Origin of the sequence: Lacipirellula sp. (assembly GCF_965279485.1) — a bacterium.
In the GTDB taxonomy this organism is placed as follows: domain Bacteria; phylum Planctomycetota; class Planctomycetia; order Pirellulales; family Lacipirellulaceae; genus Lacipirellula.
The window spans coordinates 4,745,256-4,763,220 of record NZ_CBDIIC010000002.1; the positions used below are offsets into that span (position 1 = coordinate 4,745,256).

13 protein-coding genes are annotated in these 17,965 nt (G+C 64.0%); 2 read left to right on the top strand and 11 right to left on the bottom strand.

Annotated elements, in window-relative coordinates; genetic code table 11:
- The first annotated feature begins 328 nt into the window (after positions 1 to 328).
- On the top strand, positions 329 to 1,234 hold the full coding sequence (locus ACQY7R_RS26510) for a DUF1559 domain-containing protein (RefSeq protein WP_428308553.1): 906 nt from the start codon (positions 329 to 331) through the stop codon (positions 1,232 to 1,234).
- Between the two features lie 36 nt (positions 1,235 to 1,270).
- Here the strand turns inward: ACQY7R_RS26510 and ACQY7R_RS26515 are convergent, their stop codons facing one another.
- Complete coding sequence (locus tag ACQY7R_RS26515; RefSeq protein WP_428308554.1) at positions 1,271 to 5,035, bottom strand: choice-of-anchor Q domain-containing protein; 3,765 nt, start codon at positions 5,033 to 5,035, stop codon at positions 1,271 to 1,273.
- Between the two features lie 343 nt (positions 5,036 to 5,378).
- Complete coding sequence (locus ACQY7R_RS26520) at positions 5,379 to 6,272, bottom strand: dockerin type I domain-containing protein (protein ID WP_428308555.1); 894 nt, start codon at positions 6,270 to 6,272, stop codon at positions 5,379 to 5,381.
- 489 nt (positions 6,273 to 6,761) lie between these two features.
- Between ACQY7R_RS26520 and ACQY7R_RS26525 the strand changes: the two genes are divergently transcribed.
- Positions 6,762 to 7,586 carry a hypothetical protein gene (locus ACQY7R_RS26525; protein WP_428308556.1) on the top strand — a complete coding sequence of 275 codons (825 nt, stop codon included), beginning with the start codon at positions 6,762 to 6,764 and terminating at the stop codon, positions 7,584 to 7,586.
- A 146-nt stretch (positions 7,587 to 7,732) separates the two neighbouring features.
- Here ACQY7R_RS26525 and ACQY7R_RS26530 read toward each other — a convergent pair whose 3' ends face one another.
- The 9 genes from ACQY7R_RS26530 to ACQY7R_RS26570 form a co-directional block, all read right to left on the bottom strand.
- Positions 7,733 to 7,975 (bottom strand): helix-turn-helix domain-containing protein, encoded by a 243-nt coding sequence (locus ACQY7R_RS26530; RefSeq protein WP_428308557.1) that lies wholly within the window; start codon positions 7,973 to 7,975, stop codon positions 7,733 to 7,735.
- A gap of 11 nt (positions 7,976 to 7,986) precedes the next feature.
- Positions 7,987 to 8,463 carry a DUF2975 domain-containing protein gene (locus ACQY7R_RS26535; RefSeq protein WP_428308558.1) on the bottom strand — a complete coding sequence of 159 codons (477 nt, stop codon included), beginning with the start codon at positions 8,461 to 8,463 and terminating at the stop codon, positions 7,987 to 7,989.
- Positions 8,464 to 8,965: 502 nt separating this feature from the next.
- Positions 8,966 to 9,538: a helix-turn-helix domain-containing protein gene (locus ACQY7R_RS26540; RefSeq protein ID WP_152097760.1), complete on the bottom strand. Its 573-nt coding sequence runs from the start codon at positions 9,536 to 9,538 to the stop codon at positions 8,966 to 8,968.
- Positions 9,539 to 10,264: 726 nt separating this feature from the next.
- Positions 10,265 to 13,894, bottom strand: coding sequence for a chromosome segregation protein SMC (gene smc / locus ACQY7R_RS26545; RefSeq protein ID WP_428308559.1), 3,630 nt, complete (start codon positions 13,892 to 13,894; stop codon positions 10,265 to 10,267).
- Positions 13,895 to 14,035: 141 nt separating this feature from the next.
- The gene (locus ACQY7R_RS26550; RefSeq protein ID WP_428308560.1) at positions 14,036 to 15,760 is read right to left on the bottom strand and encodes a flagellar basal body P-ring protein FlgI; all 1,725 of its coding nucleotides are present in this window, start codon (positions 15,758 to 15,760) and stop codon (positions 14,036 to 14,038) included.
- A gap of 249 nt (positions 15,761 to 16,009) precedes the next feature.
- Entirely contained in the window at positions 16,010 to 16,249 is a 240-nt protein-coding gene (gene yidD / locus ACQY7R_RS26555; RefSeq protein ID WP_428308561.1) for a membrane protein insertion efficiency factor YidD, read from the bottom strand.
- Between the two features lie 9 nt (positions 16,250 to 16,258).
- Positions 16,259 to 16,609 carry a ribonuclease P protein component gene (rnpA, locus tag ACQY7R_RS26560; protein ID WP_428308562.1) on the bottom strand — a complete coding sequence of 117 codons (351 nt, stop codon included), beginning with the start codon at positions 16,607 to 16,609 and terminating at the stop codon, positions 16,259 to 16,261.
- Complete coding sequence (locus ACQY7R_RS26565; RefSeq protein WP_428308563.1) at positions 16,610 to 16,957, bottom strand: hypothetical protein; 348 nt, start codon at positions 16,955 to 16,957, stop codon at positions 16,610 to 16,612.
- A complete protein-coding gene (locus ACQY7R_RS26570; protein ID WP_428308564.1) occupies positions 16,954 to 17,928 on the bottom strand; it encodes a DnaJ C-terminal domain-containing protein in 975 nt (324 codons plus the stop codon). The genes ACQY7R_RS26565 and ACQY7R_RS26570 overlap by 4 nt, the downstream gene beginning before the upstream one ends.
- Between the last annotated feature and the right edge of the window lie 37 nt (positions 17,929 to 17,965).

Consider the following 17,965-nt stretch of genomic DNA (forward strand, 5'->3'; position numbering starts at 1 on the left):
TCCCCTTCATTGATGAAGGTTTAAGCCTAGGCGACGCTTGGCGCCAGAAAAAGGGTCAACCTTGCAGTGGACGGCATCTGCGCGAGTTTTGTCGGCGCGTAATGGCAGCGGCGTCGGTCTCGCAATCTCTATCGCGTAAGTGCGTGTCGGATTCATCGACGGACGTGTCGGTAGGAGCGACGCTAGGCAGTCGGCGGCGGTGGGGCAGTAGAAGAAGTCTTCGCATACAATGGGCGAGCCGTCGTGACGCGGCGGCTTCGATGGTGGCCCAACGCTGCGCCCAATCCCGAGCATGTTCGAGCTTCAATCTAAAACTTACGGAGATCGCATGCCGTTGGCAGCGGACGACCAGCGCGGCTTCACGCTGATCGAGTTGCTTGTCGTGATCGCGGTGATCGGTCTACTCACGGCGTTATTGCTGCCCGCCGTGCAAGCCGCCCGCGAGTCGTCGCGCAAGGCGACCTGCGCGAATAACATGCGGCAGATGGGACTTGCTGCCGCGAATTTCGTCGGGGCTCGCGGGACGTATCCGTGCAGCTGGCCCAAAGGGGATGGGTCGATCACTTGGGCGCGGGAGTTGTTGCCGTACCTTGAGCACCGCGCGCTCTACGATGCTTGGGATGGCGACCTCGGATTCTTTGAGGGCGCGAACGGCAACTTGGCGGCGACGATCGTGCCGGCGTACAAGTGCCCCACGGCGCCGAGCGACGATGTGTACGAGTACGAGAAGGTCGGTCCTCAACCGACGAGGATGGCCACCCTCGACTACAAGGGCTGCCAGGGGGCGAACTCCGCCGACCCCCTCGTGAAGCATTGGGGGAGAACTGGCTGGGCCGCCGGAATCATCAGCCGCGAGTATACGAGCCCAGGCAAAATTACCGACGGGCTATCTCAAACAATTCTGCTGGTGGAATCGGTGGGGGGCTCGGACCTCTACGGTCCTGATCGCACACCCTGGACGCCGGCGCGCATTTGGTATCCCGAAGATGGATCGTGGGTGGGCCGCGCACTGAGCAGCGTTTCGCCAACCGCTTACGCAGCCATCAAACGCGTGAGTCGCTGCACGGTGAACTGTTCGAACTCGTACGACTACGGGTCCTATTCATTTCACGAGGGGGGCGCCTACGCCGTGATGGCGGATGGGAGCGTTCGCTTTCTTTCCGAAGAGATTGAGCCGGTGATTTTACTTGAGCTCTATTGTTATGACGATGGGGACGCGCTGCCGGGGTTTTGAAGCTGTCTCGCCTCGACCACGCTTTGGGTCGGCTTGTCAGAAGCCGACATGAGAGGTTGCGGCGAGGTTGGCGAAGGCGTGGTCGAGGGAGTTCAGCGCGTCGGGATTCGTTTCATCTTCGTCGCTGCAGCTGAGAGCGAAGTCGTTGGCTTCGCTGTGTGCTGAGCGCTTGAGCCCTGTTGGCGGCAGGTTCGTCCAGAAGGCGTGCCGCGAAGGCGTGGGGTGGTTGTCAGCGTCTGGACGCGTCGGGGCGACGCGTTGCGAAGTGGCTCGCGTCTCGAGGCCTTCGCCGGCTAGCCAGAACCAGTGCTGCGTGACCGGAGTTGCCGCTGAGTTTACGCTGGCGGGCGGCGACGGTTGATCTTCGCTGTTCGTGATTGTGAGCGTTGTCGGCGTTATCGCTAGCATGGCGAATGCGACGCTGGCTGGGGCCATCGCGGGAGCGACGGTAGGGGCCGCGGCGGTGACGGCTCCGCTTGTGCCGAACTGCGTTTTCCAGACGGCCAAGTCGGCGGCGTTGACGGCGCCGTTATTGTCGGCGTCGCCGTTGGCTTTCGTCGCGCCCGATGCGATGCCGAAACCACGCTGCCAGGCAAGGAAGTCGCGGCCGTCGACTTTGCTATCGGCGTTGAAGTCGGCGGAGGCTGCGACGCTGGCGACGCCTTCATAGGCGCCGACGTCGATGCGGCCGTTGAGCACTCGCGCGAATGCGCCGCCGCGTTGATCGACGCTGGGGGGAGCGGTGTAGCCTGGATTGCCGGCGTCGATGGCGGGGCTGCCGGCGAGGAGGCCCATTGTCGGCGTGGGGCCGCCGTTGCTTTGCAGCGGGCCGAGCTTGGGATCGGCGGTACTGACAACACCGCCGGCGAAGCCGCTGGAGGTGCGGATGAGGTTGTAGCTGCCGGAGGTGGCGTTGACGCCGTTGCCAATGGTGGCGCCGGTGAAGTCTTCGCCGGCGGCGGCGCCGGCTTGGCCGATGATCGTGTTGTTGATGACGGCGGCGGCGGTGATTGAATCTGTGGTGGCGTATTGGTCGTCGCCGAGATTGTAGACGCCGCGGCCCGCTTGGGCGGCGATGTTGGCAAAGATCGTGCTGCTGGAGATGGTAATCGTGCCGTTGTGATTGAAGACTGCGCCGCCGATGCCGGAGCCGCCGACGTCCCCTACCCCGCCAACAGCCGTGTTGGCGGCGAGCGTGCTATTGCTGATGATGACGATGCCGGCTTCGTTGAAGATGGCGCCTCCCATGCCCGAGCCGCCGTTGCCGCCGATGCCGCTATTGCCGCCGTTGCCGCCGCCGAAGCCGCCGGTTCCGCCGATGCCGGGGAATGACGAGGCGTACCCGCCGCCGCCGCCACCGCCACCGTAGCCGCCGATGCCGCCGGGCTGACCGCCGGAACTGCTGCCGTCGCTGGCTCCGCCCGCTCCGCCGCCGCCGAAGCCGCCATCTTCGCCGTAGCCGCTACTGCCCGCGCCGCCGTTGGGGCCTCCGCCCGAGCTGCCGTTGTTGTTGGCGACGTTGGCGCCTTTGACGTTCAGGCCGCCGCCGCCCGAGCCGCCGTTACCTTCGATCGTTTCGTTGAGCATGCCGCCGGCGCCCCCTTGGGCGATGTTGGCGGTGAGCGTGCTATTGAGGATTTGTAGCGTGCCTTGGTTGAAGACCGCGCCGCCCAGGCCGGCGCTGCCGCCGCCACCGCCGCCGAGGAAGAAATCGCCGCCGGCGAAGCCGCGAGCCGTTCCGCCCGTGAGCGTCAGGTTTTGTAGCGCGAGATCGCTGCCGCTCGTGACGTCGAAGAGCCGCATCGTGGTTCCGGCTGCTGAGAGCGTGACGCCGCTGTTGCCGGCGGGGCCCGTGACGACGATGTTACTCGTGATCGGCAGTGCTGTGGGGCCGACGCGGCCGGAGCCGACTGTCGTCAGCGTGATCGTCTTGCCGTTCAGATTGCTGGCGAAGGTAATCGTGTTCGAGATGCCGCCGACGAGCGTGACCTGGGCCTTTTCGCTGGCGGAGAGGCTGTCGTACGAGCGCGTGCCGTTGGCAAGTTCGACGGCTTCGCGGAGTGAGAGCGTGGCGGCGACGTTGGTTTCGTCGATCTCAGCGTTGACGATCATGCTGGCGATGAGGCGGTACTCGAAGGCGCCGACGTCGATGTTCGTCGGATCGCGCGGCAGGCCGCGCTGATCGGTCGCGGGGACGCCGTTGCCGGGGAGCAGGTCGATGCCTTGATTAATGGCCGGACTTCCGGCGAGGAGCGCCATCGTGCGGGTGAGGCCGCCGTTTTCTTGGAGCGGACCGAGTTGCGGATTGGCATTGCTGACGACTCCGCCCAGAAACCCGAACTGCACGCCCATCAAGTTGCCGTTGCCAGTGCTGGTATGACCGGCGCCGACGGCGAAGGAGGTGTAGTCGTCTACCGTCGGCGCGCCAACATGACTGATGATGGTGTTGTTGATGTGCGTGGCGGCCAAGGTCGTGTCGGAAATACTGAAGACGCCGCTGCCGGCCCGCGCCAGCGTCGAGCCGTCGCCCTGGGTGACGGTGTTCGAGGCGATGGTGCTGTTGGTGATCGTGATCGTGCCGCTGCGATTGAAGATCGCGCCGCCGAGGCCTTGGCCCGCGCCGCCGTTGCGGGCGGGATCAATCGCCGTACCGCCAGCCCCGCCGACGGCTGCGTTGGCGGTGAAGGTCGAGTTGGTGATCGTGACGGCGCCCGCCTCGTTGAAGATCGCGCCTCCCATGCCGGCCCCGCCGCCGCCAGCGCCGCTTTGCGATTCGAAGGTCGCGCCGCCCCCAGCATGCCCCGCGCCGCCGCCATACCCGGCCGCGCCTCCGACGCCCGCGTGATCGCCGCCGCCGCCGCCGCCGCCGCCAAAGCCGCCCGCGCCGCCGGCGCCCTTGTACGATCCGCCGCCGCCGCCACCGCCGCCAAGGGTTCCTTTGCCGCCCGTTCCGCCGATGATGGAAGGATCGAGCCCCGCGCCGCCGCCCCCTCCGCCGCTGCCGATCAGGCCCGCGTTCATGCCATTGTTCCCGCCCGAGGCGCCGCCGTTGCCGCCGCCATTGCCGCCGCCGAAGCCGCCTGTGTTCGAGTTCGCCGATTGTCCGACGTTGGTCATCCCGCCGCCGCCCCCGCCGCCGCGGCCGGTGAGACTCGCGAGGTACGAACCGCCGGCGCCCCCGACAGCATCGTTGTCGTCGAGCGTGCAGCCCTCAATGGTGAGGTTGCCGCGATTGAAGATGGCGCCCCCCATGCCGGCGCTGCCGCCCCCGGCGCCGCTGAGCGCCGCGTTGCCGCCGGGCAGGCCCTGCGCGAGACCATTGGTGAGCGTGAGCCCCTTCAATGTGAGGTTGCTGCCGACGTCGACGTAGAAGAGCCGAAAGGCCGCGCCGCTGCGGGCGATGTTGACGCCCTGCGACATGCCGGTCACGCCATCGATGGTGAGCGTCGTGTTGTTGCGAACTTGAAACGCGGTGGCGCCGACGTTCGACGCAAACGGATTGACGAAGTCGCCGGCGAGCGAGATTGTGCCGCCGTCGAGTGCCGGAGCGAACTGAATGACGTCGTCGCCCGTGCCGCCGTTGATGCGGTTGACGCTGGAGTTGATGACGTAGGCCAAGGAACCGACGCCAATTTCGTCAGCGTTGGTGACCGTCAGCACGGCGAGCAGGCGGCGGTCTTCGAGTAAGAACACCTGCGGCACGTAGCCGCGATGTGAAGAACGCCGCGGCTGGCGGCGGCGAGCGCGAGACGACTGCATGCGGGGGAGGATGGAATCATGCAGCCACTTTTTGAAGTTCATCGAAGGGGCTCGGCGCGTTGCGTTTGAAGAGGGGATGACGCTGGTTTTCAGCGATGCGTCAGCGGTTCGGCCGGGACATTCTGGGTTCTTGCGGGGAGCGAAGTCAACGAGAATCGGGAAAAGTCGCCAGGAGATGACGGGCGTGTAAGCAATTCTCTGCGGGGAGAGGCTTGCGGCCTACAGAGCTGCCTCTTGCGGTTGCGCCGCCCAAATAGACCTGGGCCTACCCGCGATTGGTTCACGTAAAGTGAGCTTGTACCAACTTCACCCCCTCCCCAACCCTCCCCTCCAGGGGGAGGGAGCCAGAGGAACGGGGACTTCTCGCGGGCAACTGCGTACGGCGTCAGCGCTGGCGGCGGAGCGCGAGGCTGGCGAGTGCAAGCGTTAGGAGCGTCGCGGCGGCGGGTTCGGGGACGCTGCTTAAGGCGGCAAGCGTTGGCGGCGTTCCGAGGCCGAACTCGCGTTGCCAGGCGAGAAAGTCGGCGCCATCGACGACGCCGTCGCCGTTGGCGTCGCCTTGGTTCTTGGTCGCTCCGGAGGCGATGCCCATACCGAGTTTCCACTGGGACAGGTCGACGCCGTCGACGTAGCCATTGCCGTCGAAGTCGGCGGCGTAGACGGGAGGCGGAGTCGTCGTAACGCTAGAGATCACGCCGCTCCAATCCCAAGCCATCTGCGGGTCGTAGGGCCCGAAGAAGGCGTTGTAGGCGGTGGCGGTCACTTGAAACTCGTTTCCCGCAATTGAAAACACGCCACTCCCATTTGCGGGGACGGAACCGAAGTAGCCGACGGAGTTGTAGTTGGCCGTGAGGTTGATTCCGGTCACCGCGCCGTTCGCAACGGTCACGGAGCCTGAGTAACTTTGTACGTCGGTGGTGAAGCTGAGCCAGCTGCCGTTGACGTAGTTGGCGTTGAGCGGATCACGTTCGATGCCGAGAGTGAGGCCAGTGATCGTCGCGGAGCCGCTGCCGCCGACGAGGCTCGCGTCGTCGTAAGTGAAATTGCCGAACTTCATGGCGCTGTCGTTCGGGAAGAAATCAAAATTGTTGTTGTAGGTTTGCGAGAGGTTTTGGGTATTCCAGAACGGCTGCCGCGTCGTCCCGGGGTAGGTCATGTTGAGTTGGCAGATGCCTTCCGACCAATACGCGATGAAGTTGGACGTGGGATCGGCGATGGCGTCGAGCGACACGGCGACGGTAGCTGCGTGAATATCAACGCGACTTGCTGCAGCGAACATTGCAGCGCTCGCGAAGGCGATTCGAAAGCAGTGGATGAATGCGGCGCAGCGTGGCATGAGGATCAGCAGTGTTCGTGACTCGTCGTGCTTGGGAACGTTCGCAGCCGCTCCGTTGAGTGCCTGCGAACGAATTTGAGTCTACCTAAACATGCTGCGGAACGCGCTCGAATCGATACGCGGTTTGTCGCGAGAGCGAATCGCGCCGACTCGTCGAACATGCCATCGCTTAGTTGGGGATCAGCTAGGTACAAAGTGCGTGTCGCAGCGTGCGACATGTCTTGTCGTGGTTTTCGACACCGCGCCGTCAGTAAGTAAGCGCATCGTATTCGTGCGGCGTGATGAGATCGTGTAAGCGACGAAATAGCCTGCTTTTACCGGCAAATCAGCTGGCGACGCTTTTCGCAGCCGAGTAATCTGTCCATATCGCGGTGCGGCTCACGCCGCTAGAGTTATCGTCTTCGAAGTTTCACCCCCACCCAGGTCAGTCTCGTGAAAATCACAACTCGCTGTACGGCGCTTCTCGCCGCCGTATGCCTTCTGGGCAACGCTGCCTCTGCAGCGCCCATTACGTTCAACGTCGTCGATAGCCTGAGCTCGCTCAGCATCACTCCCGCCGCCGGCTTCTCTCCCGGATCGGCTCCGACGCAGCCCCAAGGGGCGGGCGCTTGGTCGACCAAGTACTCGGGCATTGTCGTCGCCGACGTCACGACCTCGACCATTCAGTTGCTGCCGACGACGCAGCTCGTCGCTGGTATCAGCGGCAACTGGAGCCCGGGACTTAACTTCCCGTTGCCGGCCGATTCGAGCCGTGCGGAAACGGTGCCGGCGTATGTCAACTCGAGCGTCTTCGCGAACTACGGCACCACGACGAACCTCAGTTCGATCGGCGGTCCCGCCGCTTCGAATTCGGCGATTCGCAATTTGCAAATTTCGCTCGCTGACAGCGCTCCGAAGCCGCTGACTGCGGGTCTCTTCGATGAGGCGGGCAGCACGCCGGCGTTCAAATCGGGGATTATTTACCTCAGCTACGGATCGACGTCGCCGAACGGGCCGCTCACGAATCTGGCGGGCGCCGGGATCGTGATCAATCCGACGACCGATTACGCCGGCACTGGCTCGCTCGTGCGGACTGGCAACTTGCTGACGTTGACCGTTCCTGTCCAGTTCAGTGAGTCGCACTTCTTCGGCATGACGACGTTCTACGGGACGATCGTCGCCACGGCGAATGTGCCCGTGCCGGAACCGGCCACGTTCGGCCTGCTGGCCGTCGCCGCTCCGCTGGGGCTGATGGTTCGTCGTTCGCTGAAGAAGTAACTTCGGCGATTGCCGTTAACATTACTAAATACAGAAGCGAGGGCTGAGCATTGCTTGGCCCTCGCTTTTTTGATGCGCTGGCGTTTTAGCCCCGGGCTCCGCCCGGGGGTAGCACCAAGTACGGCGACGCCTACTGAAATGGCGACCTACCCCCGGGCGGAGCCCGGGGCTAACAGCGGCGCCGAGTCGTCTTCGTATTCCAGAATATCGCCGGGCTGGCACTCGAGCGCTTTGCAGATGGCTTCGAGCGTGGAGAAGCGGATCGCTTTCGCCTTGCCGTTTTTCAGGACCGAAATGTTGGCCATCGTGATGCCGACCCGTTCGGCAAGCTCGGTGACGCTCATTTTCCGCCGCGCCAGCATGACGTCGATGTTGATGATGATGGCCATGACCGCTTTCATTACACCGTGAAGTCGTTTTCTGATTTGATATCGACGGCGTTTTGCAGAACCCGTTCGAACATCGCGGCCGCGGCGGCGACGACGATTGTGGGGAAGATTACCAGCAGCCGCATCATGACGCCCGGCGGGCCGTCGTCGCCCTCTGCAAAGGCTACGAACACGAAGCTGAACAGGGTGAACCCGATCATGGCGATCGCGCAGTACTTAATCGTGCGTAAGGCGTGAACGGCTGCGGGCGAGAAGGCTTGGTTCTGGCCGGCGTACCCCAGCACCTTGAAGGCCTGGTAGAGCGCGACAAAGAACGGAACCGACGCGAGGTAGACGTACGCCAACAGCGGGTCTTTGAAGTAGACCTCAAAGGGCGTGGCGTGGGCGTTGCGACCTTCGAGGTGGGGCTCGCCGAGCAAGAAGGCGAGGACGGCGAGGCCGAGGACGACGACGGCAGCTTGCAGAATGAAGATGGAGCTGCGTTTCATGACGGTGCACCTTCAGGGACGTTCGAAGAGAGGGAAACCGTGCGCCCGGGGTAAGAAGAAGCCGCGGCGAGGCGTTGCCGCGCGGCCTTCACGTCATCAATCCTATCGGTAGATTTATCGTTTGTCAATAAATAATTATCGCTTCTCGTGGGGCGTGGCTTCTTTTGAAAGGGGAGACGGTGAAGGGGGGCAGGAGCCTTTTGCCACCCGGGAGTCGTCTATCCAGCAGAAAGCCGTCAGCGCCAGAAGGCTCCTGCACCAGTTGCGCAGCGCAACAAAAAAAAGGCCCCGCCGACCGAAGTCGACGGGACCTTTTGAGCGGGGACGCTACGGCGAAGACGGGAGATCCGCGCCGCAGCAGCTCGTTGAATCTTTCAACAAGCCCCTTTAGTTATCTGAATCCGCGAGCATTCACGAGCGCCACGGGTTATTCGCTCGGGCCGGACGTTTGGGGCGTCACGGCGCCTCCATCGTTCGAACGCAAGTCTAGCGGAGTTCAGGCTTAGACCAACTCTTTCTTGGCGCCAACCAGCGTCCGGAGACGTTCGGCCAGCAGGGCGGCGTCGAACGGCTTCTTGAACGTTTCGTTGATGCTCGAGCGATCGAAGCTCGCCGTCGCGCCATCGTCTGGCAGCAGGGCGATCAGGATCGTCTCAGCGAAGTCGCTGGAGCGACGCAGATTTTGACAAATCTGCAGGGCTTCAACTTGGCCGATCGAGAAATCGACCACGATGCAGTCGGGGTGGAAGCTTTCGGCTTGGATGCCGGCTTCGAATCCGCTGGCGGCGGTGCTGGTGCGGAAGGAACGTTCGAGAGGTAGCTCGCGCTTGAGGTTCTCGATCAGCACTTGGTCCTGCGCGACGATGAGCACTTTGGCCATCGCCTCGTCCTCTAGGTCGCCCAGCGGCATGCCGTGCTCCTTGAGGAACCGGATCAGGTACTCGCGGGGGATCCGACGGTCTTGCGAACCGGGGATGCGGTAGCCCTTGAGTCGACCCGAATCAAACCACTTGCTGACCGTGCGCGGGGCCACCTTACAGATCTTAGCGACCTGACCAGTAGTAAAGACCTTCATCACGGGTACTCCAAAATTGACTTGCGTGAACGCTCACTCTGGGCCCACGCTCCCAACGAGCGTGCGACCTGGTCGGCCCCTGGCAATGGCAACGCGTTACAGCGTTAACTCTCCCTAAACGCTGCTCTTCTGGGTCGAGCGGCGCGTTGCTTTTCGCCTGGGTCGGGGCACGGAATCAAAAAATTGCATGCGGCTTCGGTTCAGGTCCTTCTGATCCTCTGCTGTCATGTACGCTATTCGGCAGTGCAAGCACTCGGAGATTGGCGAAAGTCGTTAAATTGGAGAACTTCGCAGTCAGTCCATCCAACCCTTACAATCGCTTTTTCCCACGAGCAAATGCGCGGCCGGTAGGCTCGCAGTTTGCAACGGGGTCGTTGCGCAGGGGAAGCTCCAGACGGCGCGCAGCGGCCCTTCCAATCAAGGGCGCAACGCGGCACCAAAGCGGCGTGCAGTGTCAGGCAGGCTCCCCCCTTCAATGGAATCCCTGGGCCAGCGTTGCCGCCCCCTCGATGAAGGGGAAGCGCTGGTGGAGGGAACTCCATCCGCTACTTATTTCGAGTCGAGAGGGGGGTCGACTTTAGAAACTTTCAACCGTTGCAACGTTCTCGACGGTTGATCCGCCCAATCCGGAGGCGGAAAGTGGTCCGTGCGAGCGGATTGCGACGGTTAGAACGATCCTGTCGCCATGCGGGGCGATTGCGAGAAGTTCTTGCCGCGCGTGCGCAACTACGCGGCTTTCAGTGCGGACGGGGCGATGTGGCCATCTTCGCTGACGTCTTCGAATCGCACTGACACCCGCTTCGACACGCCCGACTCTTGCATTGTTACCCCGTACAGGGTGTCGGAACAGGTCATCGTCCGCTTGGAATGCGTGATGACGATGAACTGCGTCGTTTGCATGAACTGCTTGAGGACTTCGACAAAGCGATCGATGTTTGCTTCGTCGAGCGCGGCGTCGACTTCGTCGAGGACGCAGAACGGGCTGGGGCGGCTGCGGAAGATCGCTAGCAGTAGGGCGACGCAGGTGAGCGTCCGCTCGCCGCCTGATAGCAGCGAGATGTTGCGCGGTTGCTTGCCCGGCGGACGGGCGATGATCGAGATACCCGCTTCGAGCACGTCGCCGCTGGCGTCGTCTTCCAAAATGATGTCTGCCTCGCCGCCGGCGAATAGGCCGCGGAAGATCTCTTGGAAGTGGCGGCGGATGTTGTCGACCGACTCGGTGAAGAGCTGCCGGCTCTCGCCGTTGATTTGCTGGACAATCTGTTCGAGCCGTGCCTTGGCCGACTGCAAGTCTTCGTATTGGGCGGCAAGCGTGCCGTAGCGACTTTCGAGGCCTTCGAGCTCGGCGAGGGCTTCGACGTTCACGGGGCCGACGGCTTGCAGGCGGTTCTTCAAGTCGCGGATCTCGACTTCAATCGCGGCGCGATCGGTCGGGATGCCTTCCAGCGGTTGGTCGCTCGTCCGTTGCTCGGCAGCGAGCGTCGCCAGGTCGAGTTGGTAATCCTCACGCAGGCGTTCAGAAGTGGCCGAGCGTTGCTGTACGAGTTGTTGGAGTTCAAGCTGGGCGGTTTGCAGGCGACGCTGCCGTGAGAGGAGCTGCTCGCGGATGGTGTCGGCGGCGGCGACGGCGGCGGTGCGGATGCCTTGGCGGCCTTGGCGAGCGGCGTCGAGTTCGGCGAGTTTGGCGCTGAACTCGTCCTTGCGAGTGACAAGCTCGGTGCTTTCAGCGGCTAGGTCGAGCACGAGTTGCTGCAAGCGGGCACGCTGCGATTGGCACTCAGCGGCTCGCGTACGCGTTTCCTCGAGCAGCGTGTCTCGTTCGGCGTGATCGCGCCGAAGTTGCTCCATCTGCCGCTGCAGGCCTTCCAGGCGTTGCTCACTGCGGGCTAGCTGAACGCGTTGCTCGGTGACCGCGTGGCGGAGTTGTTCAACGGCGGTTTCGAGTTCGGCCTGACGTTCGACTGCACCGGTGCTGGCAGCGTGGGCCGCTGCGATGCGCTGCCGTAGTTCTTCCGCGCGGTCGAGCGAGCCGTTGCGATGTTGCGCGAGTTCTTGCAACTGAGCGGCGGCGGCTTCACGGGCGGCGGCGATCGCGGCCATGCGGCCGTCCAGCTGGTCGAGCTTGTCGGTCACCGAGGCTGCTTGCAGTCTCGCCTCATTGTGGGCGTCGCTAGCAGCGGTCTGGCGCGAGGCGAGCCGTTGCAGGCCGGCTTCGGTGGTTGAGATGCGGCGTTCGAGCTCTTCGCGATCGCGCTGAGCATCGGCGGCGGCCCGCTCCATTTCCTCGATCTGCTCGCGAAGGGCCCGCAACTCGCTGCGACGGGAAAGGAGGCCGGCGATGTTCTGGCGCGGGCCGACGGTGAGCGTGCCGTCGGCTAGCACGGCTTCGCCCGAGGCGGTGATAAAGTTGAGTCCCCTGCCCTGCCCGTTCGCCAGACGAATCGCTGTGGCGAGCGTGTCGACGAGCCAGTGGCGGCCGAGCAGGCGGCGGACCATCGGCTGTAACTCTTCGTCGGCGTCGACGAACATGTCGGCGCGGCCCATGACGCCAGGCTCGTCGGCGAGGTCGATGCGATCGACCGCGCTCGCAGGCGAGGGAACATCGAGTCGCAAAAAGCTCGTGCGGCCGGGCCAGCTGCCGGGTTCGCCAGCAAGGGCCGAGGCGAGCGACTTGGTTTCGGTAACGACGAGGTAGTTGGCCCGTTCGCCGAGGGCGATTTCGATGAGTGGCGCCGAGTCGGCGTCGACGTGAAGCAAGTCGGCGACGACGCCCCGGACGCTGCGGAACGGCCCATCGGGGTCGGCTTGAGCTTGGCGGAGGACTTCTTTGGCGCCGGAGGTAAGCCCTTCGAGACGGCGTTCGAGCTCTTCGAGGACGACCGTCCGCTCGCGGGCGCCCGTGAGGCGGCCTTCGAGATCGGCCACCAGCTTGTGGAGCGCGGCGATTTTCGTGCGATCGGCGGCAAGTTCCGACTGAGCGCGTTGGTAAAGCTGCGTCGCCTGTTCGAGTTCGGCCGCGAGCGTCGCGAGCCCGGCGGCCGCGCGTTTCTGTTCGCCGAGCAAGCGCTCGCGCGACGCGGCCAGCGGCGCCAGCTCGTCGTCGAAGCGTCCGAGCGAACCCTCGGCCGTCTGGAGCTTCGCTTCGAGGAGTTGCTCGTCGTTCTGCACCTGAGCGAGTTCGCGCTCGGCCTGTTGCAGTTGCGACTGCGTCTGAGTGGCTTGCGCGGCGATGCTAGCAAGCTCGGTTTCCGCGATGGCGAGTTCTTGCTGTCGGCCGGCGATAACGCTGGCGCCGGCGTCGAACTGCGTTTGCGAGGCTGCGAGCTCGGCGGCCGTTTCGGCGACGAGTTGTTGGGCGTCGCCGGCGCGGGTGGTCAGGACGAGGAGCTGTTGGCCGAGGCGTTGCGTTTCGAGTTCCAACTCGTCGACGCGGGCGAGATGGCTGCTGCGTGTCGATTCGCACTGAGCGAGACGCTCGCGAACGGCCGATTCCGCGACCGCCGTCTCACGGTAACCTTGCTGCAACTCGTCGTTCTGGCGGTCAACCTCGGCGACGCGAGCGTCGCATTCAGCGAGTTCGCGCTCCATGCCGCTGACGTCGGTTTCCTCGGCGCCGGCCGCCGAGCGTAACGCGTCGATGCGCGTCGTGAGCTTGCGCCAATCCTCGAGGCCGACGTGCGTGCGGAGCAGCTGCAGCCGCTTGGAGACTTCGGAGTACTTCTGCGCGCGGCCGGCTTGCGAGCGGACGGTTTTGAGCCGCGATTCGAGCTCTTCGACGATGTCGGCGAGGCGGAGGAGGTTTTGCTGGACCTTTTCGAGGCGACGGGCGGCTTCTTCGCGTTTGATGCGGAAGCGGCTGACGCCAGCGGCTTCTTCGAAGATCAGGCGGCGTTCTTTCGGCGACGATTGCAGAACCGCGTCGACCTTGCCCTGCTCGATGATGCTGTAGGCGCCGTTCGACATGCCGACGTCGGCCAGCAGGTCGCGGATGTCGCGCAGCCGGCAAGGCTGTCGGTTGATGAGGTATTCGCCTTCGCCGCTGCGGTAGACGCGGCGGGTGATTTGGATTTCGGCGGCGTCGTGATCGAAGATGCCGGCGCGATTGTCGAAGATGAGCGAGGCTTCGGCAGCGTTGGCCGCGCGACGGGAGCGCGAGCCGCTGAAGATGACGTCGGTCATCTCTTTGCCGCGAAGGGCTTTCACGCTTTGGGCGCCGAGGACCCACTTGATCGAGTCGACGACGTTCGACTTGCCCGAGCCGTTTGGCCCGACGACGACGGTAATGCCGGCCGGGAATTCGAACCTGGTTCGCTCCGCGAAGCTCTTAAAACCGTTGAGTTCGAGGGCGGAAAGCATGGCTTGGAATCGACTAGTCGCGTTGGGCGAGAATCGGGGGGCGAGGCGTCAATTCCAAGGGCTTGTCGTCGTGCGACCCTGGGGGCATCGTGGCCGGAGGAAGCGGATGTGCGTATGGCCGTCGTTGAAGCGGATTGCTCGTTAGCCGCCGCTGGCGACCAGATTGGCTCCCTCTTTCGAATCGGACTTCGAATCCGACTTCGAATCGGTGCGATCGGGCGTGCGTCCCAGCTCCGGCAGAGCATTCTCGCAGTAGCGGCTGGGCAGAGCGCCGGTTTCTTTGGCCTTGCGCAGCATCTGGACGATGTCGGGGTAATCGCCGCCAAGGTCGATGACGGCACGAATCACTTCGTCCACGTTCGTCGAGACGATGCGCTGCTCGGTCGGGTTGTTCGGCCCGAAGCGGCTCACGGTGATCTTGTCGCCCTTGAGGCCGTTAACGAGGATTCGCGGGCCGGCGTCGAGCACGAGCGGCAACTTGAATTGGTGCTCGAGCCCGAACAAAACAACCTCGGGGCGATGGCTGTTGGTGGCGTGAACCATGGGCGGTCCGCCGACGTCGAGTCGATGGTATCTGAATTTTCCGTTCAAGCTTTCTCCTCGCACGCGAGGATCGACCACTGCCATTGTCGACAGCGCACGGAAGGCGCCGTACCGGGTTTCAGCGCTCTTCACTCCGAGGAGCTTAGCCAACGCCTCCGACGAAGCTCCATCTTCCATGGTGCCAAGGGCCGAGAAAGCGGCAACGCGGTACGCGGGCTCATCGGTCGCCGCCCTGGCAAGCGGCTCGACCGCTTCGGTGACGTCGAGATACGCCAGTGCTTCGGCGGCGTAGAAGCGAACTTCAGAGTCGCTGGCGAGAGCGCCCTTCTTGAGAATCTCAATTGCATCGGGGCCGCCAATTGCTTCCAAACGCAGAGCGGCTGTTTCCGAGGTGACGGGATCGAGCAATTGACCGTCGAGCAGCTTGAGGCGATCGAGCCGTTGCTTGGCCGATTCGCGGATGGCAATGCTACGCACCACGCGCATGTAACGGCCGATATTATTCTTATAGCGGGGGTGAATGAGCAGTTCGATGTACTCGTCGGTCTGGGGCGTCGCGACGCCCTGACGCCGGCCGTCGACGTACGTGTGGAAACGCTCGCTGACGGCTTTGGCCGTCATTTGGCTGAGTCGGATCGACTGGTGCGAGTGGTCGAGGATCAGACCGAGCTGACGTGACTTCGTCGCGACGCCGCCGTTCAACACGCGCCCTTGGATCATCAGAGCGGGGTTGTTTTGGATGTCGGCCGACGGGTCGACCAAGATGGCTCCCTGGCAAACGGCGATGTCGTGGCCGTTGCGGAGCGCACCGCCGAGAACGGCGACTTCGCTGAGTTGCGTCTCCATCAACCACCCGCCCCGCAGGCTGGTGGTGTCGCTTCGCGATGGCGTACGGACCTCGATGTCGAAGTGATCGCCGGCTTGAATGCCTGGACGCAGGTAGCCGCGGACGAGAACGAGCGCGGTGTTCGGGGAGCTGATCACTTCGTTGGGACTAGCAATTTCCCGGCGATTCAGTTCGGCTAGCAGCGCGGCCCGCTGCGGCGACGGAGCGGGGTCTTCGCCGGTCCCCGCCAGGCCGGTGACGAGGGCGACGTTCTCAACTTTGACGAAAGTCATGCCGTACGGGTGGGCCACGGCGCTAACGAGTTGCGTGCCGTCGAGGGCGCCGTCTTCAATCGTCGAGAGGGCGGCGTCGGGGCTCTGCGGGCGAAAAATCGGACCCATGCAGCCGGTTGCCAGCGGCGAAACGACGCAGAGGGCTGCTGCCCGCAGCACCGCTCGTCGGGAGATAGATTGGCCGCGGCGATTGTGATTCGACATGAACAGAGCTCCGACTAGCTTGCTGCGCACATCCTTGCGCGCAGCCCGGTTGCGACACCGAGAGGCCGCGGAGGGTACGAACGCTGGCGAAAAGGGTCAAGAGCTAGAGGGGCGCTGACCGACAGAGAGCGAGCTAGCATCTAGCCACGGGCTCCGCCCGGGGGTCGCGCACCATGTGGTGGTGCGTCGCCCCTGCTTCACGCCAACCTCCGGGTGGAGCCCGGGGCTAGGGCGAATGTCGCCTAGCGTTTACGGCGGGTCGTAGCCGCTTCCTCCCCAGGGGTGGCAGCGACCTATTCGCCGCAATCCCCGCCAACTGCCGCGGATTGCGCCATACTTCCGCACGGATTCGATGAAGTACTGACTGCAGGTCGGTTCAAACCGGCAGAGGGGGCCGAGGAACGGACTGATGCCCCATTGGTAGCCGCGGACGGCAGCGATCATCAGATAGCTGGGCGTCGCGACGAGATGTTTCCAAAAGCGGCGCATGCGACAGTGCTAGCGAAGCTGGCGGGCGAGGCGCTGGGCGAGCGTACGGAGCGATTGCTGGACGCGGGGCATCGTCGGCTCGGCTCCCGCGCGCGGCAGGGCCACCAAGTCGATTCCGGCGGGGAGTTCGTGCTGCGACAGGCGAAACGCCTCACGGAGGCAACGTTTCCAACGATTGCGAACGACGGCGTTACCGGCCTTTCGCGAGACGACCAGTCCGATGCGAGGATAATCGAGTTCATTCTCGCAGGCGTAGAGAATTAGCATCCCGTCGCCTTGCGAGCGGCGTCGCGCAAAGACGCGGTCGAACTCCGCCTTTTTCAGCAGTCGTCGCGAACGGTGGAAGGAAAAGTCGCTCACTTAGCTGATCGTTTCGTCGCGATTGATCGGCGGCGCCTTCACTGTGTCGACGGATGCTTGCGAGCCGGTGATCGTCGAGTCGGGGACGATTGGCTCGGCGTCGCCGCCGCGGCGGAGCGGCAATCGATCGGGAGGAACAGACGGCCCGCGGCGGTACTTGCCCTGTTTGCGGACCCAGTTGCCGCCGAGCAGGATGATTACCACCAGTAGCATGCCGAGGAGCGCGATTCCCAAGAGGGCCATCAGCACGGCAGCGCTGGCGGGGGGCGAGAGCTTTTGCGGCGGGGCCGCGGCCTCGGCCAGCGCCAGACAATAGCACGCCGTCACGTTGGTTGCCGCGCCGATCACCAACGGAGCTCCGTGCGCGGATTCTCGTTGTGCCGTTCGGCGATCTCCACCAACTGTTGCCGCTCTTCGTCGGTGAGATCTTTCGGCATCACGATCTGTAATTCAGCGAAGAGGTCGCCAGGCTCGCCCGATCCTGCTTTGACCCCCTGCCCTTTCACCCGCAGACGCTTGCCGCTGGATGTGCCGGGAGGCACGGTGAGCGTAATCGTACCGTGGGGCGTGGGGACGTCGATCTTGCCGCCGCCGATCGCTTCGGCCAACGTGATCGGCACGGTGATTTCGAGCCGCTTACCGTTGCGGCGAAACTGCGGGTGCGGCGCGCTGACGACGCGAATGAGGATGTCGCCCGGCTGGCCGCCATTGGCGCCTGGTTCGCCTTGGCCGCGAAGACGGATCTTTTTGCCGTCCTCGATGCCGGCGGGAATCTTGACGTGGATGGTTTCCTGGCGGCCGTCGCCGCGTTGGACGGCGATTTGCGCTTCGCCGCCGAGGACGGCGCTGGCGAAAGGAATCGCGAGTTCATGTTCGAGGTCGGCGCCTGATTCGGGGACGGGGCGTCGTCGACCGCCTCCGCCGCCGCGATTACCGAACTGCTTGAAGAGGTCTGCAAAGCCACCGCCGCCCCCTCCCCCTGCCCCGCCGCCGCCGAACAGATCTTCGAAGTTGACTTCGTACGAATCTTGTCCGCCGCGACCGCCTCCTCCGCCGCCGCCCGGCCAGGAGCGAGGATTCGGACCGCCGGCGCCCATCGACTCGTAGGCGCTCCCGTAGCGGTCGTACATCTCGCGCTTCTTAGGGTCGTTCAGCACGTCAAAGGCGTTCTGAACCTGTTGGAACTTTTCCTTCGCCTTCGGATCATCGGGATGGAGATCGGGATGATTCTCGCGCGCGAGCTTGCGGTACGCCTTCTTGATCTCCTCGGCCGAGGCGGCGCGAGCGACTCCAAGCGTTGCGTAGTAATCTTCAGCCATGTGTTTCGACGGAGCGGGTGCGCGTGGCGACGGGCGA